Raw genomic sequence first — 20495 nt, forward strand, 5'->3', positions numbered from 1 at the left:
GGCCGTGACTGCTTACTGCGTCGAGCTTGGTTCGCTGTCGTTGATTTCGACCACGAACGAGCCATCGAGGATGGAGGCCTCGACGGCCTTGGCTGCTTCGACAGCCTCGGCGCCGGCCAGTTCCTCATCGACCACCATGGACGAGCCGCCATATTCCATGAAGGCGTAGATGCCGTAGTCCCTGGCCGCAAAGGTGCCTGCCTTCACATCGGCAATGGCCTGGTCGATCATCGGCTCGCCATGCCAGAGGGCGGAGGCGAGGATGGTGCCAGGATAATCGGCTGCCGTGTCGATGACATTGCCGATAGCAAAAATGCCGCGTTCCTTGGCTGCGTCGGAGACGCCGAAGCGCTCGGCGTAGAGAATGTCGGCGCCAGCATCGACCATTGCGAAGGCGGTTTCCTTGGCCTTGGGCGGATCATACCAGGAGTTGATGAAGCTGACCGAGAAGGTCACGTCCGGGTTGACCGAGAGGGCGCCGGCCATGAAGGCGTGCATGAGGCGATTGACCTCGGGAATGGCATAGCCGCCCACCATGCCGATCTGGTCGGTTTCGGTCTTCATGCCGGCGATGATACCGGTGAGATAGCTGGGCTCGTGGATGAAGTTGTCGAAGGTGGCAAAGTTCGGTTCCACCGGCGGCAGGGACGACCCCATGAGGAAGCTGATCTCGGGATAGTCCGCGGCCACGGTTCGGGCGGGCTGCTCGACACCAAAGGCCTCGCCGACCATCAGCGCAATGCCCTGTTCGGCATATTCGCGCATGACGCGCTCATAGTCGGTATTGGTGATGTTTTCCGAATAGACATAGTCGATTTCGCCGCGATCCTCGGCGGCGACCAAGGCGTTGTGCAGGCGGCTGGCCCATTGCTGCTCGACCGGCACTGTCCAGATGGCCGCGACCTTGGGCACGTCCTGGGCCCAGGAGGCGCCGGTGAGGCTGAGCGCGGTGGTCAGCCCGAGTGCCGCGACCAGAGTGCGGCGATTGAGATTTCCCATTTTCGTTCCCCGTTTTTGGTTCTTGTTCATTTTCGCCTCCCTGATGTCATCTAGACGTCACAGAGCGGTTCTTGGAAGTGGTCACAGCATCCTTCCCCAAGTGTTCGCGCTTCCCATGTCGCGACAAGGCGTTGATGCCAAAACAAAAAAGGCGCACCGTGCGGCGCGCCTTTTTCAAAGTTCAACGGAAGGCCGGAATGACGTGCCTTCCATAATTGGCGATGATTTCCTCCTCATCGCCGCTGTCGAGATAGATGTTGAACTGGGTGACCCCCGCAGCCTCCAGTTCATGCAGCTTCTTGATATGGTCCTCGGGTTCGCCGAGTACGCAGAAGCTTTCCACCACATCATCGGTGATGAAATCGAGATAGGGGTTATCGGCCTGGCCGTGCTTGGAGTAATCGTAGCCACGGCGCTTTTCGATATAGCTGGTCAGGCTCGACGGCACCTTGTCGCTATCGGCGCCGTATTTCTCGACAATGTCCGCGACATGATTACCGACCATGGCCGGGAACCACTTCACATGCTCGATGGCGCGTTTTTTCTCGCCGAAATAGGCCGGGGCGGCGGCCATGGAGCGGAAGCCGGACATGTCCTTGCCGGCGGCCTTGCCCGCATCGATGCATTGGTCGGTGAACCATTTGCACAAGCCTGGATCGGCGATCTGCAACACGACACCCTCGGCGTGCTGACCGGCGGTCTTCAGAGCCAGAGGGCCATAGGCCGCGATCCAGCTCGGCATTTCGTGGCCGACCGCCCAGGGGAATTTCACTGGTGCGGGGATTTCGCCATAGGAGACTTCCTCGCCGCGCACCATGGCCTTGGTCTTGTCGATGAATTCGGCAACGCGCTTGAGGGTCGCGGGCTTCTTGCCCATGACCCGCATGGAAGAATCGCCGCGCCCGACGGCGAGATCGAAGCGCCCGCCGGATTGCTTTGAGAGCGAGCCGAAAATGGAGGCCGCGACCGACCAGTCGCGCACATCGGGATTGGTGACCAGCGGCCCGAACCGCATGTCGGTGGTGTGTTCCATGCACATGGCAATGGCGGCGTAGCAATCGCGCCAGAGAATGTGGCTGTCATAGAACCAGCAATAGGAGAAGCCGGCATATTCGGCGGCGCGAACCAGATAGCGGGCGCGCTCATGCTCGATAAAGCCCTTGAAGGTGATGCCGAATTCCATTGTGTCCCTCTGCGCTCCCGTTGATCTGGAAATTTGACCAGTCGATCAAATTTTTGAGTGCCTGAGGCACGATTGTCAATCGGGTATTTGCGCGTCGCCCTCGGCAATCGCCTCGTCATAGACGATCAGGGGGCGGCCATTGGCAGTGTCGGACACCAGCCTGGCGGATACGCCATAGACCGAGCGCAGCAGTTCCGGGGTCAGGATTTCGGCTGGCGAACCCTGGGCGGCCAAGCGGCCATTGGCCAGCACGACCAGGTGGTCACAGAACCGCGCTGCCAGGTTGAGGTCATGCAGGGCCACCAATATGGTCATGCCGGCCCCGGCCTTTTGCCGGAGCAGGGCCAGAAGCTGAAGCTGGGCGCGGATGTCGAGATGGCTGGTCGGCTCGTCAAGCAGCAGCAGGCGCGGCTGCTGAGCCAGGGCGCGGGCAACATGCACGCGCTGCTGTTCTCCTCCGGACAGGGTGGTGAACCGTCTTGCGGTAAAGCCTGTGGTGCCGGTGTCGGCGAGGGCCTGGGCAATTATGCCTTCATCTTCCGGATTGGGTTCGGCCTGCCACGCCGCTTCGTGAGGGATGCGGCCCAGGGTGACGACGTCATGCACGCTCAAGCGCTCTTCGGTGGCAGTGGATTGCTCGACAAGGGCCAGGAGCCGTGCCCGGTCGCGCCGGCGCATGCGGGGCAGATCGTTGCCCTCGAAGGCGATGCTGCCCTGGGCCGGCACGAGGCCGAGCAAGGCCGAGAGCAGGGTGGACTTGCCGGCGCCGTTGGGTCCGATCAATCCGGTGATGCGGCCTGCCGGAGCAGAAAAGCCCACATCGGACAGGATGGCTGTGCCGGATTTCTCAACCGAAAGTGCGGTGACCGTGAGGCTCACGTAATCCTCCGGTAGCGCAGCAGGACCGCCAGGAAGACCGGTGCACCGATCAGGGCTGTGATGATGCCGACTGGCAGTTCGCGCGGATCGAACAGGGTTCGCGCGGCCGTGTCGGTCCAGAGCATGAAGATGGCGCCGGCCAGCATGACATGGGGCAGCAATTTGCGGTGTGCCGACCCGACGGCCAGGCGTACGGCGTGGGGCACGACGAGGCCAACGAAACCGATGGCGCCGCCAATCGCCACCATGATGCCGGTCAGCAGAGCCGTCGCCCCCAGCAAGGTCCAGCGCAGGCGCGGCACATCAATGCCCAGGCTGGCGGCGGCCGTATCGCCAAAGGCGAAGGCGTCGAGCGCACGGCCATTGGCGAGGATGATCGGGAGACACGCCGCCAGCGCAAGATAGACCAGGCCTGCATCCGACCATATCGAGCCTGAGAGCGAGCCCATCAACCAGCTCAGGATCTCGCGATAGCTGTCGCCCGTGGCCGACCAGAAGATGAGGAAGGACGTCGCCGCCGAGGCCAGGGCCGCGATGCAGATGCCTGCGAGAATGGCGCGGCTGGGGGTGGCGCCCCCAAGGAGCTGGGCGATGAGCAGGGCCAGTGCCAGCGCGCCGAGGCTGCCGAAAAAGGCGCCGAGCGGCATAAGGAGGGTGAGGCCCAGCAGAAGGAACGATACCGCGCCCAGTGCTGCGCCAGAAGACAGACCGAGGAGAAAAGGATCGGCGAGGGGATTGCGGGTCAGCGCCTGCATCACGGCGCCGGACAGGGCCAGGCCCGCGCCAACCCCCAGAGCGGTCAGGACGCGGGGCAAGCGCAATTCCCAGACGATCGCATCGCGCAGCCGCGAAACCGGGCTTTCGGGCAAAATGCCAAGATGATGCGCGATGACTGACCAGACCTCGCCCGGCGTAATGTCGGCTGGCCCGAATGTCACCGCCGCGATAGCGCTGGCGATGAGGATCACAGCCAAGGCCGGCAGGGAGAGACGATGCGTGATCGTCATTCCCCAAATGTCAGCTTGGCCAGTTGCGCGGCCATGTCTGCGGTCGCCGGGACGTTGCGGATACCCGCTTCCGAGGCGGGAAACGGAATGATCAGGTAGCGCTGGTTGATGACCGCGTCGAGCTGGCTGGTGATCGGGTTTACTGCCAGCAATGTCTTTTTCTGCTCGGCCGAGTTCCAGGCGGCGTCGACCAGGACGATGACGTCGGGATTGGCGTCGACGATGGCTTCCCAGGACGCGGAGGTCCAGCTTTCGTCGATATCGGCATAGATGTTGGTCAGGCCGAGGGCTTCCATGATCATGGCGGGAGCATTGCTGCCGGCGCCCACATAGGGGGTCTTGGTGCCGGAGGAATACCAGAGCGCGGTCAGTCCGCGCGGGTCGGGTGCGATGGCATTGAGTGCGGCTTGCTGGTCGGCGATGAGGCGGTTGGCAGCGTCGTCCGCGTCAAAGATTGCGCCCAATTCGCCAATTTGATCAAAGAGTTGCTCGAATGTCAGCTTGGCCAGCTTGATCGACCGGCATGCGGCCGGAGCGACATAGGTAGCAACGCCAAGTCCGGCGAGAGTGGGGCGCTCTCCGGCGCCGTCCGCGGCGAAATTGCTTTCCCAGCCGCCATAGATGAAGTCGGGTTCGACCTCTAGCACGACTTCCTGGCTGGGCAGCTTGTCGGAGAGGACGGGCAGGCCCGCGCCGGCCAGCACGAGATGCGGGGGCAGGGGGCCATCCTGGAATCCAACGCCGACGATACGGTCGCCAAGGCCCAGTGAAAGCAGCATTTCGGTGGCGGTGGATTTGATGGTGACAACCCGTTCCGGCGCCGCGTCGATGGTGATTGCATGGCCGCAATTGTCCAGCGTCAGGGGATAGGCGGCCGCCTGTGCGGGGAGGGCCAGGAGGGTCAAGATGAACGAAAGGCGGCCAAGGTGACGCATGGTCAGTCCTGCTTCTGCTTTTTGCGTGAATTGATCTCCGCCATGGCCGCTTCATAGCCAAGGCGATAGGCTTCGGCGGTGCCGAAACGGAACATGTCGTCATCGCCCGTGCGGCTCAGGGTGCGGGCGCCGGGCGCATCGAGGGGCGTGACGAAGCGGCCAAGCCCGCGCACAACGGCGACAGGGATGCCTGTGGTCTTGCCCTTGACCAGATCGGCGGCCCCGGCGATCTCATCGACAATGACAGCCTGGGTGACATGCAGGGGCCGGCCATTGGCGTCGTTTTCGCCACGCAGATCGTCGGTCAGTTGCACGCCGGCGGCACCAATGGCCATGTCGGTCTGGCCGATGCGCCAGGCGCGGCCAATGGTGTCGGTGACGATGATGCCGATCTCCAATCCGAGCTTCTCGCGCAAGCCCTTGCAGAGCGCGCGGGCGGAAGCGTCCGGATCGGCGGGGAGGCGCAGGGCGGTGCCTTCTGGCACATTGGACATGTCTATGCCGGCAGCGGCCATGACCAGGCCCTGGCGGGTCTCGACGATGCGGAAGGTACCCCCGGGATGCACGCGTTCGGCAACCACGCGCACCGTATCGGCAGCGATGGCCTGCTCGCGCTCGGCGGCCGGTACCTGCATGCCCTCGGCCTTGGAGACGATCTTCGAGGTGACCACGAGGATGTCGCCCGATTGCAGCGCCAGATCGGGGTCGGTGGCCGACTGTGCCGTGATCGCCTCGGCAATCAGCGCAACCAGGTCATCCTTGGGGGCGATTTCGGGAATGCCGGTGATGCCCCAGACAGAAACGCGTGGGGTCATCCTATCAGCTTCCGCAGCCTTGGCAGAATCTCTTTCGCATAGAGCCCGAGGAAACGGCTCTGGTCGGTGCCGGGGGCGTGGAACACCAGATGGTCAAAGCCGTAATCGATATAGGTCTTGATCTTGGCGACATGCTCATCGGGGTCGGAGGAGACGATCCAGCGTTTGGCGACACGCTCGATGGGGAGGGCATCGGCCAGGCGCTCCATTTCCTCGGAATCCTTGACTGAGTGCTTTTCCTCGGCAGAGAGCGAAAGAGCTGCCCAGTTGCGGGTGTCCTCAAGAGCGCGGTCGGCATCGGTGTCGAACGAGACCTTTACTTCGATCATGCGCTCGAACGGCTTCTCCTTTAGCGGGCTTTCGGCCCGGCCGGTGGCCACATTGGGCAAAAGCTGGTCGACATAAAGTTCGGCGCCCTTGCCCGAGGTGCAGATGAAACCGTCGCCTGCGCGACCGGCATATTTGGCGTTGAGCGGGCCGCCTGCCGCGACATAGATCGGTACCGGCTCGGCCGGCTTGTCATAGATGGTGGCGTTAACGGTCTTGTAGTATTCGCCCTCGAAGCTCACCCGGTCCTCAGACCAGAGCTGGCGGATCAGCCGAACCGCTTCGCGCAGCCGGGCGGAGCGCTCCTTGAGTTCGGGCCAGTCCATGCCGGTGGCAGGCACCTCGTTGAGGCCCTCGCCAGTGCCGACGCCAAGGATGACGCGGCCGGGAAACATGGCGCCCATTGTGCCAAAGGCGTGTGCGACGACGCTGGGGTGCAGGCGAAAGGTCGGGGTGAGTACGGAGGTACCCAATGTGATCTTTTCAGTGCGGGCCAAGACCGCGGACATCCAGCCCGGCGCGAAGGGGGCGTGTCCGTCCGTGTGCTTCCAGGGCTGGAAATGGTCAGAGACGAAGACCGAATCGAAACCGGCCTGCTCGGCTTCAACGGCAAAGCGAAGAAGATCATTGGGTGCGAACTGTTCGGCCGAAGCCTTGTACCCGAAACGCATGGTCGTCCCTCTCGCCTGCGACAATCGATTTTTTGATCGTTTGGTCAAAAACTATCGATAGTCAAGCCGCTTCATGCTAGAGCACCGGCGATACACTAGAATAACAAGGGATGTAGCCTTTCCCGAATCCCGGTTCCAAAGGGGCCGGCACGAAAGCGAACGAAACGATGAAAGTCATTTTTGATACCGATCCCGGCATCGACGATGCCATGGCGCTGCTTTATCTGAGCAAGCTGCCGGAAATTGATCTGCTGGGCATTACCACGGTGGTCGGCAATGCCGACCTGGCCACGACCACCCGCAATGCGCTGTTTCTCAGGGAACGGTTCGGATTGTCAGCGCCGGTAGTGCGGGGGGCTGGCAAGACCCTGGATGGCGTGGAGAAGGCCGAGCCGGTCATTGTTCACGGCGTCAACGGTCTGGGCGAAATCGAAATTCCGGCCGTGGATGAAAGCGGGTTGGCGCCCGGCGAAGCCAGCCAGTTCATCATCGACATGCTCAAGGCCCATCCGGGCGAAGTTACCATCATTGCGGTCGGCCGCATGACCAATCTGGCCCTGGCGCTGCGCGCGGAGCCCGAAGTGGCAAAGCTTGCCAAGCAGGTGATCATCATGGGTGGCGCGTTCGGCTATCAGGGCCGCAGCGGCAATATCACCCCGGCGGCGGAAGCCAATATCCATGGCGACCCGGTGGCCGCAGACGAGATTTTCGCGGCGGACTGGCCTGTCGTGGTGGTGGGGCTCGATGTGACCCACGACATCATTCTGGACACCGCCTATCTTGAGACATTGTCGCGCGAAGTGGGCGAGAATGGCGCCCTGCTGGCCCAGATGTGCGAGCATTATGCCCGCTTTTACAAGGAAATGATGGGGCTTTCCGGCGTGGTCGGGCATGACCTCCTGGCGGTGACCTATGCCCTTCATCCGGAATGGTTCGAAACCCGCCGCGGGCCAATCATCGTGGTGCGCGATGGGGTGGCTGTTGGCCAGACGATCCAGATGCCCGAGTCCCGCAAGGGCGGTCACCCCGATTGGGCAAATCGACCGGCCCAGACCATCTGCACAAGTGTCGATGCCGGAAAAGTTCTTGAGCATTATCGCGAAACGGTGGGGCGGTAGGCTCTGTCATCGATAACACTGGGACAGTGGGCAAAATGCCCATTGTCACTCGATCAATTTTGCCTAGTGTTTTCCCCAATGGGGGAAAAACGGTGGCGGATAGAGACCGTTCAATAGGCTTCGCCGAAGGTGTTCAACGCGGCTTTGCGCTGGATGATGCCGTCTCGTTCCGGCAGTTCATGCTGGAAATCTACGACTATCGCTGCGCCGTGACAGGCAAGGCCTATGCCTCTGACGAAGCCGATCAACTTCTTGAGGTCTTCCTGTTCCAGCCGCTTGGCCATGGCGGGCATATGGCGCCGGGCAATGCCGTTGTGGTGGACGCCGTGGTGGCGGGCCTGTTGGGCAAGGGGCATCTGCTGATCAGCGATGCCTATCGTGCCTATACCTCGCATCCCGAAATCGTCTCCGAGCCGGTGGAGGCAAGCGAGGCGCATGGGCGCAACATGGTGCTGCCGGACAATGTCTCGCTCTGGCCGCAGCCGGCCATGATCGGCTATCACCGCAGCCTGTTCCGCGCCCAATAAGGTCTGCGCATTGGCCTCTGCAGGCTGGATAATTCGACACGCAGCAGGCAGATTGCCGGGGTTATCGTCAGCCCTTTGGAAGCATTATGCCCTTTCCCGACCTCGTTCATCCGGCCCTTGATCTTTATGAAAGCGCAGTGGATCTACCCGACGATTTCGTCGCGTTCTGGGACGCGACCCTGACACAAGCGCGGCAGGCCGGCGGGGCCGTGGAGATCGTGCCGGCGCAGACCACGCTCAAGCTGGTCGAGGTGTTCGACGTCACCTTTCCCGGCTTTGGCGGGCATCCGGTCAAAGGGTGGCTGGTCTTGCCCAAGGACCGGCAGGGCCGGCTGCCGCTGATCGCACAATATGTCGGCTATGGCGGGGGGCGGGGCTTTCCGCATGAATTGCTGCATTGGGCAGCTTCTGGATTTGCCTATTTCCGCATGGACACACGCGGGCAGGGTTCGGGCTGGAGTACCGGCGCCACGCCGGACCCGATCGGGTCGACCAGCCAGATTCCTGGGGTCATGACCAAGGGGATCCTCAATCGGGAAGACTATTATTATCGGCGGCTGTTCACCGATGGCGTGCGCGCCATCGACGCGATGGTCGGTCAGGACGTCGTTGATCCGGACCGCATCGCGGTTTGCGGCGGCTCACAGGGTGGCGGCATTGCGCTGGCAGTGGCAGGGATCGACGCCAGGGTGAAGGCGGTGATGCCCGATGTTCCCTTTCTCTGCGATTTCCCCCGCGCCGTACGCGTGGCCGGGCGCGACCCCTATGGCGAGATTGTGCGGTTTCTGGCGCAGCACCGGGACAAGACGGACAAGGTGTTCGAGACACTTCGCTATTTCGATGGCGTCAATTTCGCCCGGCAAAGCCAGGCAGCGGCGCTGTTCTCGGTGGCGCTGATGGACGATATCTGCCCGCCATCGACCGTCTATGGGGCGTACAAGGCCTTTGCGGGCACCGACAAGTCCATCATCGATTATGAATTCAACAATCACGAGGGCGGCGGGCCGTTCCAGGATCGCCAGCAGATGGCGTGGTTGACCGAGCGCTTCGGCGTCTAGCGCCTCTCAGATGTGATCGGGCGGCGCCGGAACTTCGGTTCGGTGGCGCCGTTGCAGAGCCAGCGTCATCATTCCAATGCCAACTGGAGCTGAAGACAAATGGCTGAAAAGCAACTGGACGATCTGTTTTTCGATACGCTCAAGGACATCTATTTCGCCGAGCGGCACATTCTGAAGGCCTTGCCCAAGATGGCCAAGGCTGCGGTGTCGCCCGACCTCAAGGCCGGGTTCGAACAGCATCAGGCCGAAACCGAGGTGCATGTCGAACGGCTTGAAAAAGTGTTCGAACTGCTCGGCAAGAACCCGCGCGGCAAGACTTGTGATGCCATTCTCGGCATTATCGAGGAGGGCAAGGAGATCATGGACGAGTTCAAGGGCACACAGGCACTTGACGCCGGACTGGTCTCGGCGGCGCAGGCTGTCGAGCACTACGAGATCGCCCGCTATGGCACGCTGGCGACCTGGGCCAAGCAGCTTGGCCATACCGAAGCGCTCGAGCTGTTCCTTGAAACGCTCAAGGAAGAAGAAGCAACCGACGAGAAGCTGACCAAGCTGGCCAAGAGTTCGGTGAACTTGAAGGCCGCGGCATAGGAAAAAGAAGACGGGCCCTCAGGGGCCCGTTTTGTATTGTGCTTGTTGATGAGCTGGGCCCTTCGTGCTGCCACTCGACCATAGGTCTCGTGGCCTGCTTACCTAAATTTGCTCCACCGGAGCAAATTTGCCCTTGGCACGGTGCGCAGTCTCCGGGCCTGACGTTCTCAAAAACCTCCACTGGAGGGTTTTGACGCCGCGCAGCGGCGCCGGACTTCAGTCCTTCGCACGCTCCACGTAGGAGTTGTCTTCGGTGAGGATGACGATGCGGGTGCCGGTGCCAATATGGGGCGGGACCATGACGCGCAGGCCGTTGTTCAGCACGGCCGGCTTATAGGACGAAGAAGCGGTCTGGCCCTTTACCACAGGCTCGGTCTCCACGATCTCGAACGTCAGGCGCTGCGGCAGTTCCATGGAGAGCGCAATGCCTTCATGGGTCATAAGGTGCACCTTCATGCCATCGGTGAGATAGGCCTTCTGGTCGCCGATGACCTCGTCGGAAACGGTGATCTGCTCGAAGCTGACCGGCTCCATGAAGTGGTGGCCTTCGGCATCGGAATAGAGATAGTCATATTCACGATCGTCAACGTCGGCCTTTTCGACCATTTCCACGGTGCGCCAGCGGCCAACGACCTTCACGCCGTCGGTAATGCGGCGCATGTTGACGTTGGTGATTGAATTGCCCTTGCCGGGGTGGACATTTTCCGCCGTCAGCACGACGTGCAGATTGCCGTCCTGCTCGACGACATTGCCTTTGCGCAGCGACGAGGCGATGACCTTGACCATATTTCTTCCTTGTTCGTATCGTTGGCGCGGGCTAGAGGCAGGGTCCGTCCGGGCGCCAGAAAATGCATATGTGGTGCGCCCGATACAGTATTCCGCGCCCTTTCGCCAGACCGGACGGCAAGAAACCCATCAATGACGGTATCGAACACATCGCCCTGGTGGCATCCCGACCGTCATGCCGACCGGCGGCCGGCATTGCTGGCCCGGGCGCGTATCGAGGCCAGCGTGCGCGGCTGGCTGGCCGAGCGGGACTTTCTGGTGGTCGATCCGCCAGGATTGCAGCGTTCGCCCGGCAACGAGGCGCATCTGCATGCCTTCGGCACCGAAATGATCGGCAATGATGGGGTCGGGCGGGGCATGTATCTGCACACCTCGCCCGAATTCACCATGAAAAAGCTGCTGGCCGCCGGGGAAACCCGGATTGCCAGTCTGCAGCACGTCTGGCGCAATCGCGAGCGGAGCGCCTTGCACCATCCCGAGTTCACCATGCTCGAATGGTACCGGTCGGGCGCCCCCTATGAGACCATTATCGCCGATACGCTGGCCATCATCCGGCTGGCGGCAGAGGTGACCGGGAGCAGGCAATTTGAATTTCGTGGCCGGCAGTGCGATCCGCTTGCAGAGGCGGAGCGGATCAGTGTCGCCGAGGCGTTCGAACGCTTTGCGGGCATCGATCTGTTGGCGACCATGGACGAGGACGGGGTGCCCGAGGATGCGGCCCTGGCCGAGCAGATGCTGAAGGTGGGCATGGCGCTGCCGGATGACCAGCGCTGGAGCTATCTGTTCACGCATGTGCTGGTGGAGAAGGTCGAGCCGGCACTGGGCAATGGGCGGGTGACGGTGCTGGACCGTTATCCGGCCTGCGAGGCGGCGCTGGCGCGGCGGGTGCCGGGGGATGCGCGGGTGTCGGAGCGGTTCGAGGTCTATGCCTCGGGCGTTGAGCTGGCCAATGGCTTTGGCGAATTGACCGATGCGGCAGAGCAGCGGGTGCGGTTCGAGGCGGAAATGGCCGAAAAGCAGCGTATCTATGGGGAACGCTACCCGATCGATGAGGACTTTCTGGCCGCGCTTGAGTTCATGCCCGAGGCCAGCGGCGTTGCCCTGGGGTTCGACCGGCTGGTGATGCTGGCCACGGGCGCGCAGCGGATCGAGGCGGTGCTGTGGGCACCGGTGGCGGAATGAGCGGGGCGCTCAAGTCAGTCACGGAGCTGAAGGCCGCCAGGCTTGTTGCGCCGGATGCTGCGCTCGATGCCGTCGCCGAAAAATATGCCATCGGGATTACTCCGGCGGTGCTGGGCCTGATCGATCCGAACGATCCGGATGATCCGATTGCGCGGCAGTTCGTGCCCACGGCGGACGAATTGACCACGACGCCGGAGGAGCGGGCCGACCCGATTGGTGATCTTGCCCATTCGCCGGTGGAAGGGATCGTGCATCGCTATCCGGATCGCGTTCTGCTCAAGGCGGTGCATGTGTGCCCGGTCTATTGCCGGTTCTGCTTTCGGCGGGAAATGGTGGGGCCGCAGGGGCTGGGGACGCTAACGGCGGCCGAGCTGGATTCGGCCATCGGCTATATCGCGGCGCATGATGAGATCTGGGAAGTGATCCTGACAGGAGGGGATCCGCTGGTGCTGTCGCCGCGCCGGTTGCGTCACCTGATGGAGCGGCTGGCGGATATCGAGCATGTCAAAGTCGTCCGATTTCATACGCGGGTGCCGGTGGTGGAGCCGGAGCGGATCGATGATGAGATGGTTGCGGCGCTGAGGGCGAGTGGCAAGACGACTTATCTCGCGGTGCATGCCAATCATCCGCGTGAGCTGACAGCGGCGGCGAAGACCGGGTTCGAGCGGATGCTGGCGGGCGGGATCGCGCTGATCAGCCAGAGCGTGCTGCTCAAGGGCGTCAATGACGATGTCGAGACGCTTGCCAGCCTGATGCGCGGCTTCGTGGAAAACCGGATCAAGCCTTACTACCTGCACCACCCGGACCTGGCGCCGGGTACGGGGCATTTCAGGGTGAGCGTTGCCGAGGGGCAGGCGCTGGTGAACGCGCTGCGCGGACGGATATCGGGGCTGTGCCAGCCGGTCTATGTGCTCGACATTCCCGGCGGATATGGCAAGGCCGATATTGGGGCGACGAGCATTGTGGGTTCGGATGGGTGCTTTACCGTGCGCGACTGGCAGGGTGGGGAACACGCTTATCCGCCGATTGCATAAAGACACCCCTCATCCGCCCTTCGGGCACCTTCTCCCACAAGGGGAGAAGGGACGGTGAGTACGCTCAGTCCACCACGCGCGGGTCGACATCCTTGGAATAGTCCACGCCGCCGACGGCGAAGCCGAACAGGCGCATGAATTCTTCGCGGTATTTCGGCAGGTCGGCGAGAGCGGCGAGGTTTTCCGTGTTGAGCACGGCCCAGCGCTTTTTCAACTCGGCTTGCATGGCATCGGACAGTTCCCAGTCATCGACGCGGATGCGGTTGTTGTCGTCGAGCACGATGGTGCCCTGCAGCTTGTCGCGGAACAGGCGGTCAATCTGATGGATCGGACCTTCGCCCAGGCCCATTTCGTCCTCGACCTTGATCAGCAGGGTGCCATAGAGCGGCACCACCGGGATGGCGGAGCTGGCTTGGGTCACGACGGCCTTGAGAGCCACGACATGGGCGGCATTGTCGCCGTGCTTGGCGCGGATGGCAGCGGCGGCGCGGTCGAGGTCGGCCTTGGCCTTGCCCAGCGTGCCCTTGTGGTAGATCGGCCAGGTCAGTTCGCTGCCCAGATAGGTGTAGTTGAGTGAGGCAAAATCCTCAGCCAGCACGCCTGCTTCGGACAGGGCCTCGATCCAGAGCTCCCAATCCTCGCCGCCCATGACCTTGACGGTGGCGACCGCCTCTTCCTCAGTGGCCGGTTCGACAGTGACCTCGGAAACTTCGCCGGTGCCGGTATTGAGGGTCTTGGAGGTGACCTGAGTGCCATAGGGCTTGATGGCCGAGCGATAGGTAACGCCGTCCTTGGGGTCGGTGCGGACTGGAGAGGCCAGCGAATAGACGATCAAGTCGACCTGGCCCAACGTCTCCTTGATGGCCTCGATGGTCTGGGCCTTCACTTCATTGGAAAAGGCGTCGCCCTCGATGGTCACGGCCTTGCTGCCGGCGGCCCGGGCGCGATTTTCGAAGGCCCGGTTATTGTACCAGCCGGCGGAGGCGGGCTTGGTCTCGCCCGGCTCGCGCTCGAAGGACACGCCAACCGTATCGGCGCCAGAGCCAAAGGTGGTGACGATGCGTGAGGCGAGGCCATAGCCGGTCGAACAGCCGAGCACGAGGACGCGCTTGCGCTCGGACGGGATTGGTCCCTTGATCACAACATGATCGATCTGGCGCTGCACATTGGTGGCGCAGCCGGTGGGATGGGCGGTGGTGCAGATGAAGCCGCGGATCTTGGGTTCGATGATCATGGGATTTTCTCCTCAGTTTGACCAAGGCAATAGCGGGAATGGCGGCGGAGGGCTAGGGGTTGGGTGGGGGCGCTTCAATCCACCTTCGCCGGTCCGGCGGGGAAAATGCCCGACATGACGGTGAAGCCGGGAATGCGGCGCACCCGGTCGGTCCATCGGCGAAGGGCTGGATAATCCTGGCGGGAAATGCCGCCTTCCTCGGAGAGCATCACATAGGGAAAACAGGCGATGTCTGCCGTGGTCGGATGGGATGGCGCACAGAGCCAGTCGCGCCCCTCGCGTTCGCCGAACCAGAGATGTTCATCGATCAGCCGGAAAATGCGATGGGCGCCCTTCTGGCTTTTCTCGATGTCGAAATCATAGTCATAACCTAAAGCCAAACGGGCGGCGGAACTGGTCGCGGTGATGTCGTCGGCGACGGCATGCCAGCGCAGGATTTCGGCGGTGATGGCCGGGTCGTCCGGGAACCATTGGCCAGAGGCGTCATATTTTTTCGCCAGGTAAGCGAGGATGGCGCCAGAGTCGGACAGTACCAGATCGTCGTCCTTGAGCACCGGCAACTGACCAAAAGGATTGAGCCGCAGGAACCAGTCCGCCTTGTGCTCGCGTCCGGGGAAGAAATCCACCGGCACGATGTCATAGGGGAGCCCAAGAATGCTCATCAAAAGGCGCAGCTTGTAGCAATTGCCGGAGAGTTCGAAATCGTAAAGGGTGATGGTCATGGGTCAGATATCCAGCACCAGGCGCGCCGATTTCGCACGGCTCACACAGGTCATCATGCAGGTGTTGGACGCCTTCTCGCTCTTGTTGAGATAGACGTCCTGATGGTCGACCTCACCCTCCATGACGGTGGTCAGGCAGGTGCCGCAAGCGCCCTGTTCGCAGGAGGAGGGCACAGTCAAGCCTGCCTCGCGCATCACCTCGAGAATGGTCTTGCCGGCAGGCACATGCAGGGTCATGGCCGAGCGGGCCAGCTCGATATCGAAGGCCGATGAAGCGTCGATTGTCTTGTCGTTCTGGAAATATTCGAAATGCACCGCCTCGTCGGGCCAGCCGAGCCTGGCAGCGGTTTCCTGCACCATTTCGAGCATGGCGCCGGGTCCGCAGATATAGACATGGTTGGCGAACTGGTGCGGGCCAAGCACCTGATCGATGGTGCCCCGAATGGCGTCGCGGGCGAGGCCTGTGTGGACATGCACCGCGCCGTGCAGCGCGTCCAGCTCACTTTTGAAAGCAACACTTTCGCCATTGCGGGTGAAATAGTGCAGCTCATAGGGCAGGCTCGACTTGTCGAGAAAGCGTGCCATGGAGAGCAGGGGCGTGATGCCGATGCCCCCGGCAATCAGCACGGTGCGGGTGGCGTCGCGGCGCAGCGGGAAATTGTTGCGCGGCTCGGAAATGGCCAGCACATCGCCCTCGCGTACGGTTTCGACCAGCACCTTGGAGCCGCCTTTCGAGGCGTTCTCCTGCTTGACGCCGATGACATAACTGAGAAGGTCGCCCGGGCCGTTGGTGATGGAATATTGCCGGACCAGTCCATTGGGCAGGTGCACATCGATATGGGCGCCGGGCTGGAAGGTGGGCAGGTGCTTGCCGTCGCGATCGGCCAGCTCGAAGCCGATGACGCCGTCAGCGCTTTGCCATTTGCGGCTGACCACGACATTGAGCGTATTGCCGCGCGGCACGGCAATGTCGGGCATTGTCGCAAGGTCCGCCGAGACCTTTTCATAGATGGGCTGCAACGGTTCGGGCGCGGGCTTTCTCGCCGCGGCGCGTTCGAGCCGGTCGCGCAAATGGGTCAAATGTTCATTATGGTGGCGCAGGGCCGCCAGAGCGTCAGCGGGTGTTTCGGGCAGGAGGCCACGGATCACCGCACGACCCGCATCGACGGGCTGGACGAAATAGACAATTTCGCCGAGCCGGACTGTCAGACCGGGCAGGAGGTCCGCCGGCTGATCGTCGGGGGCAAGACGGGCGAGGCCGGCGACCACATCCTCGGGTGCCGCATTCACCGGCATGGGCCGCAGGGCAAACCAGCTCTGTCCCTCGGCGCCGGGGAAGGGGGCAAAGGGCTTTTCGTCATTGGCCGCCGACCAGATCAGCCCATAGGCTTCCCTGACCGGATATTTGCGGTTTTCGATGCGGCGGGCCGGGGCGTCGGCCGGGTGGGCCGGAATATAGGTGCAGCCGGCGGATCGGTTGGCGTAGCGCCAGCCGTGATACTGGCATTTGAGTTCCTGGCCTTCATTGATGCCGATGGAAAGCCGCACGCCGCGATGCAGGCACCGGTTCTCCCAGACATTCACATTGCCGTCGTCGGCCCGCCAGACCGCGAGTTCGCGGCCAAGCAACTGGCCCTGATAGACATGGCGGAAGGGCAGGTCCTCGCTTGAGGCGATGGGATACCAATTGGGGTCGGAAAGGGAGAGGGGCATGCAAACTGTCCGTCAAGGCCGGCAGCCGCGCCACGACTGCAGATATTGTGGACTGGCTGCCGGAGGCCCTTGGCGTACGAGGCGGCAACCGGGGCGATCAGCTCGCTTGCGGGATCACCCCATAGGTGATGCCCTTCTGGCTGAGCCAGCGGCGATAGGCGATGGCGCTCTTGTCGGCGCGGATCGGGGTTTCGGCGCGCGGGTCGAGCGGCAGTTTCTTGGGGTACTGGTTTTCCAGGATCGGTTTGTCCTGGCCGAAAATGGTCTGCTGGAAGCGCCGCAGATCGGTGATGGTCGAGGTCGAATCGATCATCGACTGCAGCAGGTGGGCGCGGCAGCGTTCCTCGGTCATGGGCTGGAGGAAGATGCCGATCACATCGCGACGGCTCTCATCCTCGGGGCAGGATTTGTAGAGCACCGAGCAGAACGGGTGCGGCACGCGATAGACATATTCCACTTCCATGGCCGTGGTTGCAGATTTGGCGGCGCGGGGCTGCATGAAGCGGCATTTGGTGGCCAGCACCTCGTCGCGCTCCTCGGACACCTCGACGTCGTATTCCTTGACCTCGGTATGCGGCTCGGAGCCCAGAATATCGGTGTGGACGTAAGGAAAGTGGCCCATGTCGAGGAAGTTCTCGACCGCGCGTGGCGCAGAGACATGAATGCCGATGGAGCCGCAGCTCATGTTGACCCGGTCGGGCTCGGCAAATTCGGGAATGGGAAAGAGGTCGTCGGCAGGTGTGCCGAGACAGGTCCAGGTGTAGCCATAGGCGGTACGAACGGGCAGGCGATCGTGGATCGTCCCGGCGTCGATCTCGTCGCCTTGCTCCTCGTCCCTACGCAGCCAGACGACGGGCTCGCCATCATTGCCACGGGTCAGTGCCAGGCGCGTGTCGAGCAGCAGCGTGGTTTCGACAAGGCCAAGGGGCAGTTCGTCGGTGGCGGCAACAACGTGCCAGAGATTGCGGGTGATCGGATCGGGGGCGTTTGGCATGGGGTAGTCTCAACTGTGTTGGCCAAGCATAACCGGGTGTGCGGCCAGTGCCAGCATAAAGTTGGGCATGGGCCATGCGCCCGAGGCATGATGGTGGACACGGAATGCACCAAGACCGCATGGTGCCCATCGACAAGTGCAGGATGAGGTCTATGAGGATGATGCGTCGTGGAAAGTGAAGCGCCCCGGTTCCCCGAAACACTGCTGGCAGAGCGTGTCGAGATGCGCCTGGCCGAGGCGGGCGCCAATGATGCCTCGCGGGCAGCGGCGACCAGGGCCATGCTGCATGCCTCGCTGGTGGGTGTCGACAGTCATGGCGTGCGGCTGACCGGGCATTATTGCCGGATGCTGGCCGGCGGGCGGCTGAGCAAGGATCCGCAGCTTGGCGTAGACAGGCGCGGCGCAGGCAGCGCCATGGTGGATGGCGATGACGGGCTAGGGCATTACGCCGCCTACAAGGCCGTCGCGGTGGGCATGGAGCTGGCGCGGGAGGCCGGCGTCGGTGCGGTGGGGATCAAGAATTCCTCGCATCTGGGGGCGGCGGGAGCATATGCACTGGCGGGGGCCGAAGCGGGCTTTGTCACCTTTGCCACCACCAATACTGATTCCATGGTGGCGCTGTTCGACGGCGCGCAGAAATTTCACGGGACCAATCCGCTGGCCTTTGCCGCGCCGGTGCCGGGGAGCAGGCCCTGGCTCCTCGACATGGCGACCAGTTCCATTCCTCTCAACCGGGTCCTGCTGCATCGCTCGCTCGACAAGGAACTACCGGCGGGCGTGGCCGCGACGCCAGATGGTGAGATGACCACCGATCCGCATGAAGCCGATATGCTACTGCCACTGGGGGGCACGGATTACGGCTACAAGGGCGCGGCCCTGGCCGGGGTGGCGACGCTGTTCTCGGCCCTGCTGACCGGCACCACGCTCGATCCCGATTTCATTCCCATGTACGGCGGCGATGATATTTCGACGCCACGGAACATGGGCCATTTCGTGCTGGTGATCGACCCGGACAAGTTTGCCGGCCGGGCCGCCTTCGGGGCCGCGATCACCACCTATCTGGCGGCGTTGCGGGGTTCTCCGGTGCGCGAGGGCGGGCGCGTGATGGCGCCGGGCGACCGGGAATGGGAGGAGATGGACCGACGGCGTGCCCAAGGCATTCCCGTCGATCCGGATACGGTGGCGTTCCTGGGGCTTTAGTTTTCTTCCTCCCCGGTGGGCGGGATGTATTCAACTTCCTTGCCCACCAGGGTATCGCCTTCGATCTCAAGGCTGATCACGGCGCTGCCGCCGCTGGGGCAGCAATTGCCGTCGTCGGGGCGCCAAAGCCCGCTGCGGGCGACATAGCCTGACCAGGGATTGGAGAAATCGAAGGCGACGCCCTTCCAGATTTCCAGGTCCTCCGGGAGTTCCACGCCCACCAGCCAGTTGTCCATGTCGATGGGTGTCCAGGTGGTGCCGTCGTCTTCCAGCTTGAACAGGCGGTCGGTGTTGAAGGCGCCGGTGCCCTGGCTGTAACCGGGCAGGTGCAGCACATTCTCGTCATTGAGGCTGGGCATCTGGAAATAGCCGTCAAAGCCCTTGTCGAGCACCGCCCAGCCGTCGCCATCGTGCCGGAACAGCACGAAGCCGCCCATGACGCCATATTCGCTGATGCCGGCCTGGGTTTGCCAGGCAATCAGGGGGGCACCTTCGTCGTCCCCGTAATCGGCGCGGTTGAAATAGCCTGCCGTCAGCACCTTGCAGTCGTCGAGTTCGGTTTCGAGGCAGGTGTCGCCGATGGATTTGAGGGATATCTGAGCGATGGCAGGGGTCGCCAAGGCAAGGGAGACAGGCAGAAATATTGCTAGTCGCAGCAGCATGGGAACCCTCCATTGAGGGCACCATATTGCCCTCTTGCCCGGCTCCTGTCAGCCCTCGCGATAGATGTCGAAGGGTCCAATGGCCTGGGTGGTTGCCATGAGCTGGATCTTGTTGACATTGACGTGCTCGGGGAGCGAGGTGGCCCAGAAGATGGACTCGGCGATGTCCTCGGCAGTCATGGCCCTGGTGTTGGCATAGACATTGCCCGCCTTGTCCGCGTCGCCCTTGAAGCGGACCACGGAAAACTCGGTTTCGGTCAGCCCCGGCTCGATATCGGTGACGCGCACATTCTTGCCCTGCAGGTCCGAGCGGATGGCGAGCGCGAAGTGCTTCACGAAGGCCTTGGAGGCGGCATAGACCGAGCCGCCGGGATAGGCATATTCGCCGGCCACCGATCCCAGGGTCACCACATGGCCGCCGCCGCGCGCAATCAGGCCGGGCAGCAACAGGCGTACGGTATAGACCACACCCTTGATATTGGTGTCGATCATGGTCTCCCAGTCATTCAGATCCGTCTCGGCGGCCGGCTGCAGGCCCAGGGCCAGCCCGGCATTGGCAAGCACGATATTGATCGCATCGAAGGGTGCGGGAATGGCGGCAATGGCCGCTTCCATGGCGGCGCGGTCGCGCACATCGAGGGGAATGATGTGGCAGTTGTCATGGCCAAGCTCGTCGCGCAGGGCCAGCAGGCGGTCCTCGCGGCGGCCGGTTGCAATCACCTTGCCGCCGGCAGCGACATAGCGGCGGGCGGCCGCGGCGCCGAAACCGGAGGTGGCGCCGGTGATGAAGACAACAAAGCGGCTGGGATCGAGCAGCGAATACATGATGGGTCCTGGAGGGAAGTGGTCAACAGTTTG

General features: G+C 62.7%; 21 protein-coding genes. 7 read left to right on the forward strand and 14 right to left on the reverse strand.

The features are described 5' to 3' along the window. Nucleotides 1-12: 12 nt before the first annotated feature. From DDE76_RS02580 to fgd, 7 genes are all read right to left on the reverse strand, one after another. A complete protein-coding gene (locus DDE76_RS02580; RefSeq protein WP_104893477.1) occupies nucleotides 13-1029 on the reverse strand; it encodes a BMP family protein in 1017 nt (338 codons plus the stop codon). Between the two features lie 151 nt (nucleotides 1030-1180). Then, nucleotides 1181-2182 carry a TIGR03842 family LLM class F420-dependent oxidoreductase gene (locus DDE76_RS02585; protein ID WP_104893478.1) on the reverse strand — a complete coding sequence of 334 codons (1002 nt, stop codon included), beginning with the start codon at nucleotides 2180-2182 and terminating at the stop codon, nucleotides 1181-1183. Between the two features lie 75 nt (nucleotides 2183-2257). Beyond that, complete coding sequence (locus DDE76_RS02590; RefSeq protein ID WP_104893479.1) at nucleotides 2258-3061, reverse strand: ABC transporter ATP-binding protein; 804 nt, start codon at nucleotides 3059-3061, stop codon at nucleotides 2258-2260. Beyond that, a complete protein-coding gene (locus DDE76_RS02595) occupies nucleotides 3058-4068 on the reverse strand; it encodes an iron chelate uptake ABC transporter family permease subunit (RefSeq protein WP_104893480.1) in 1011 nt (336 codons plus the stop codon). The genes DDE76_RS02590 and DDE76_RS02595 overlap by 4 nt, the downstream gene beginning before the upstream one ends. Next, nucleotides 4065-5003 carry a putative F420-0 ABC transporter substrate-binding protein gene (locus tag DDE76_RS02600; RefSeq protein ID WP_104893481.1) on the reverse strand — a complete coding sequence of 313 codons (939 nt, stop codon included), beginning with the start codon at nucleotides 5001-5003 and terminating at the stop codon, nucleotides 4065-4067. The genes DDE76_RS02595 and DDE76_RS02600 overlap by 4 nt, the downstream gene beginning before the upstream one ends. Before the next feature lie 2 nt (nucleotides 5004-5005). Next, on the reverse strand, nucleotides 5006-5818 hold the full coding sequence (cofE, locus tag DDE76_RS02605; RefSeq protein ID WP_104893482.1) for a coenzyme F420-0:L-glutamate ligase: 813 nt from the start codon (nucleotides 5816-5818) through the stop codon (nucleotides 5006-5008). Continuing rightward, nucleotides 5815-6816, reverse strand: coding sequence for a glucose-6-phosphate dehydrogenase (coenzyme-F420) (gene fgd, locus DDE76_RS02610; protein ID WP_104893483.1), 1002 nt, complete (start codon nucleotides 6814-6816; stop codon nucleotides 5815-5817). The genes cofE and fgd overlap by 4 nt, the downstream gene beginning before the upstream one ends. 167 nt (nucleotides 6817-6983) lie before the next feature. Here fgd and DDE76_RS02615 point away from each other — a divergent pair, with 167 nt between their 5' ends. The 4 genes from DDE76_RS02615 (at nucleotide 6984) to DDE76_RS02630 (ending at nucleotide 10110) form a co-directional block, all read left to right on the forward strand. Further along, on the forward strand, nucleotides 6984-7934 hold the full coding sequence (locus DDE76_RS02615) for a nucleoside hydrolase (protein ID WP_104893484.1): 951 nt from the start codon (nucleotides 6984-6986) through the stop codon (nucleotides 7932-7934). Between the two features lie 92 nt (nucleotides 7935-8026). Beyond that, the gene (locus DDE76_RS02620; RefSeq protein ID WP_104893485.1) at nucleotides 8027-8461 is read left to right on the forward strand and encodes a hypothetical protein; all 435 of its coding nucleotides are present in this window, start codon (nucleotides 8027-8029) and stop codon (nucleotides 8459-8461) included. 86 nt (nucleotides 8462-8547) lie between these two features. Then, a complete protein-coding gene (locus DDE76_RS02625) occupies nucleotides 8548-9519 on the forward strand; it encodes an acetylxylan esterase (RefSeq protein WP_104893486.1) in 972 nt (323 codons plus the stop codon). Nucleotides 9520-9618: 99 nt separating this feature from the next. Continuing rightward, nucleotides 9619-10110, forward strand: coding sequence for a YciE/YciF ferroxidase family protein (locus DDE76_RS02630; RefSeq protein ID WP_104893487.1), 492 nt, complete (start codon nucleotides 9619-9621; stop codon nucleotides 10108-10110). 216 nt (nucleotides 10111-10326) lie between these two features. Here DDE76_RS02630 and efp read toward each other — a convergent pair whose 3' ends face one another. Then, nucleotides 10327-10896 carry an elongation factor P gene (gene efp / locus DDE76_RS02635; protein WP_104893488.1) on the reverse strand — a complete coding sequence of 190 codons (570 nt, stop codon included), beginning with the start codon at nucleotides 10894-10896 and terminating at the stop codon, nucleotides 10327-10329. Nucleotides 10897-11028: 132 nt separating this feature from the next. On the opposite strand from efp, the gene epmA reads away from it, so the two are divergent. Further along, nucleotides 11029-12078, forward strand: coding sequence for an EF-P lysine aminoacylase EpmA (gene epmA, locus DDE76_RS02640; protein ID WP_104893489.1), 1050 nt, complete (start codon nucleotides 11029-11031; stop codon nucleotides 12076-12078). Further along, nucleotides 12075-13112, forward strand: coding sequence for a lysine-2,3-aminomutase-like protein (locus DDE76_RS02645; protein WP_104893490.1), 1038 nt, complete (start codon nucleotides 12075-12077; stop codon nucleotides 13110-13112). The genes epmA and DDE76_RS02645 overlap by 4 nt, the downstream gene beginning before the upstream one ends. A 64-nt stretch (nucleotides 13113-13176) precedes the next feature. On the opposite strand, the gene fabV is transcribed toward DDE76_RS02645, so the two are convergent. From fabV to DDE76_RS02665, 4 genes are all read right to left on the reverse strand, one after another. Then, nucleotides 13177-14346 (reverse strand): enoyl-ACP reductase FabV, encoded by a 1170-nt coding sequence (gene fabV / locus DDE76_RS02650; protein WP_104893491.1) that lies wholly within the window; start codon nucleotides 14344-14346, stop codon nucleotides 13177-13179. 74 nt (nucleotides 14347-14420) lie between these two features. Further along, complete coding sequence (locus DDE76_RS02655) at nucleotides 14421-15068, reverse strand: glutathione S-transferase family protein (RefSeq protein WP_104893492.1); 648 nt, start codon at nucleotides 15066-15068, stop codon at nucleotides 14421-14423. A 3-nt stretch (nucleotides 15069-15071) separates the two neighbouring features. Then, nucleotides 15072-16781, reverse strand: a complete 1710-nt coding sequence (locus tag DDE76_RS02660) for a Rieske 2Fe-2S domain-containing protein (protein ID WP_104893493.1) — start codon at nucleotides 16779-16781, stop codon at nucleotides 15072-15074. A 97-nt stretch (nucleotides 16782-16878) separates the two neighbouring features. Further along, nucleotides 16879-17775 (reverse strand): aromatic ring-hydroxylating oxygenase subunit alpha, encoded by an 897-nt coding sequence (locus DDE76_RS02665; RefSeq protein WP_104893494.1) that lies wholly within the window; start codon nucleotides 17773-17775, stop codon nucleotides 16879-16881. A 168-nt stretch (nucleotides 17776-17943) separates the two neighbouring features. Between DDE76_RS02665 and DDE76_RS02670 the strand changes: the two genes are divergently transcribed. Then, nucleotides 17944-18975 (forward strand): Ldh family oxidoreductase, encoded by a 1032-nt coding sequence (locus tag DDE76_RS02670; protein WP_281261850.1) that lies wholly within the window; start codon nucleotides 17944-17946, stop codon nucleotides 18973-18975. Here DDE76_RS02670 and DDE76_RS02675 read toward each other — a convergent pair. Continuing rightward, on the reverse strand, nucleotides 18972-19637 hold the full coding sequence (locus DDE76_RS02675) for a hypothetical protein (protein WP_104893495.1): 666 nt from the start codon (nucleotides 19635-19637) through the stop codon (nucleotides 18972-18974). The genes DDE76_RS02670 and DDE76_RS02675 overlap by 4 nt on opposite strands. Before the next feature lie 48 nt (nucleotides 19638-19685). Beyond that, on the reverse strand, nucleotides 19686-20462 hold the full coding sequence (locus tag DDE76_RS02680) for an SDR family NAD(P)-dependent oxidoreductase (protein ID WP_104893496.1): 777 nt from the start codon (nucleotides 20460-20462) through the stop codon (nucleotides 19686-19688). Nucleotides 20463-20495 lie beyond the last annotated feature (33 nt).

The sequence above is a fragment of the Devosia indica genome, from assembly GCF_003056405.1.
In the GTDB taxonomy this organism is placed as follows: domain Bacteria; phylum Pseudomonadota; class Alphaproteobacteria; order Rhizobiales; family Devosiaceae; genus Devosia; species Devosia indica.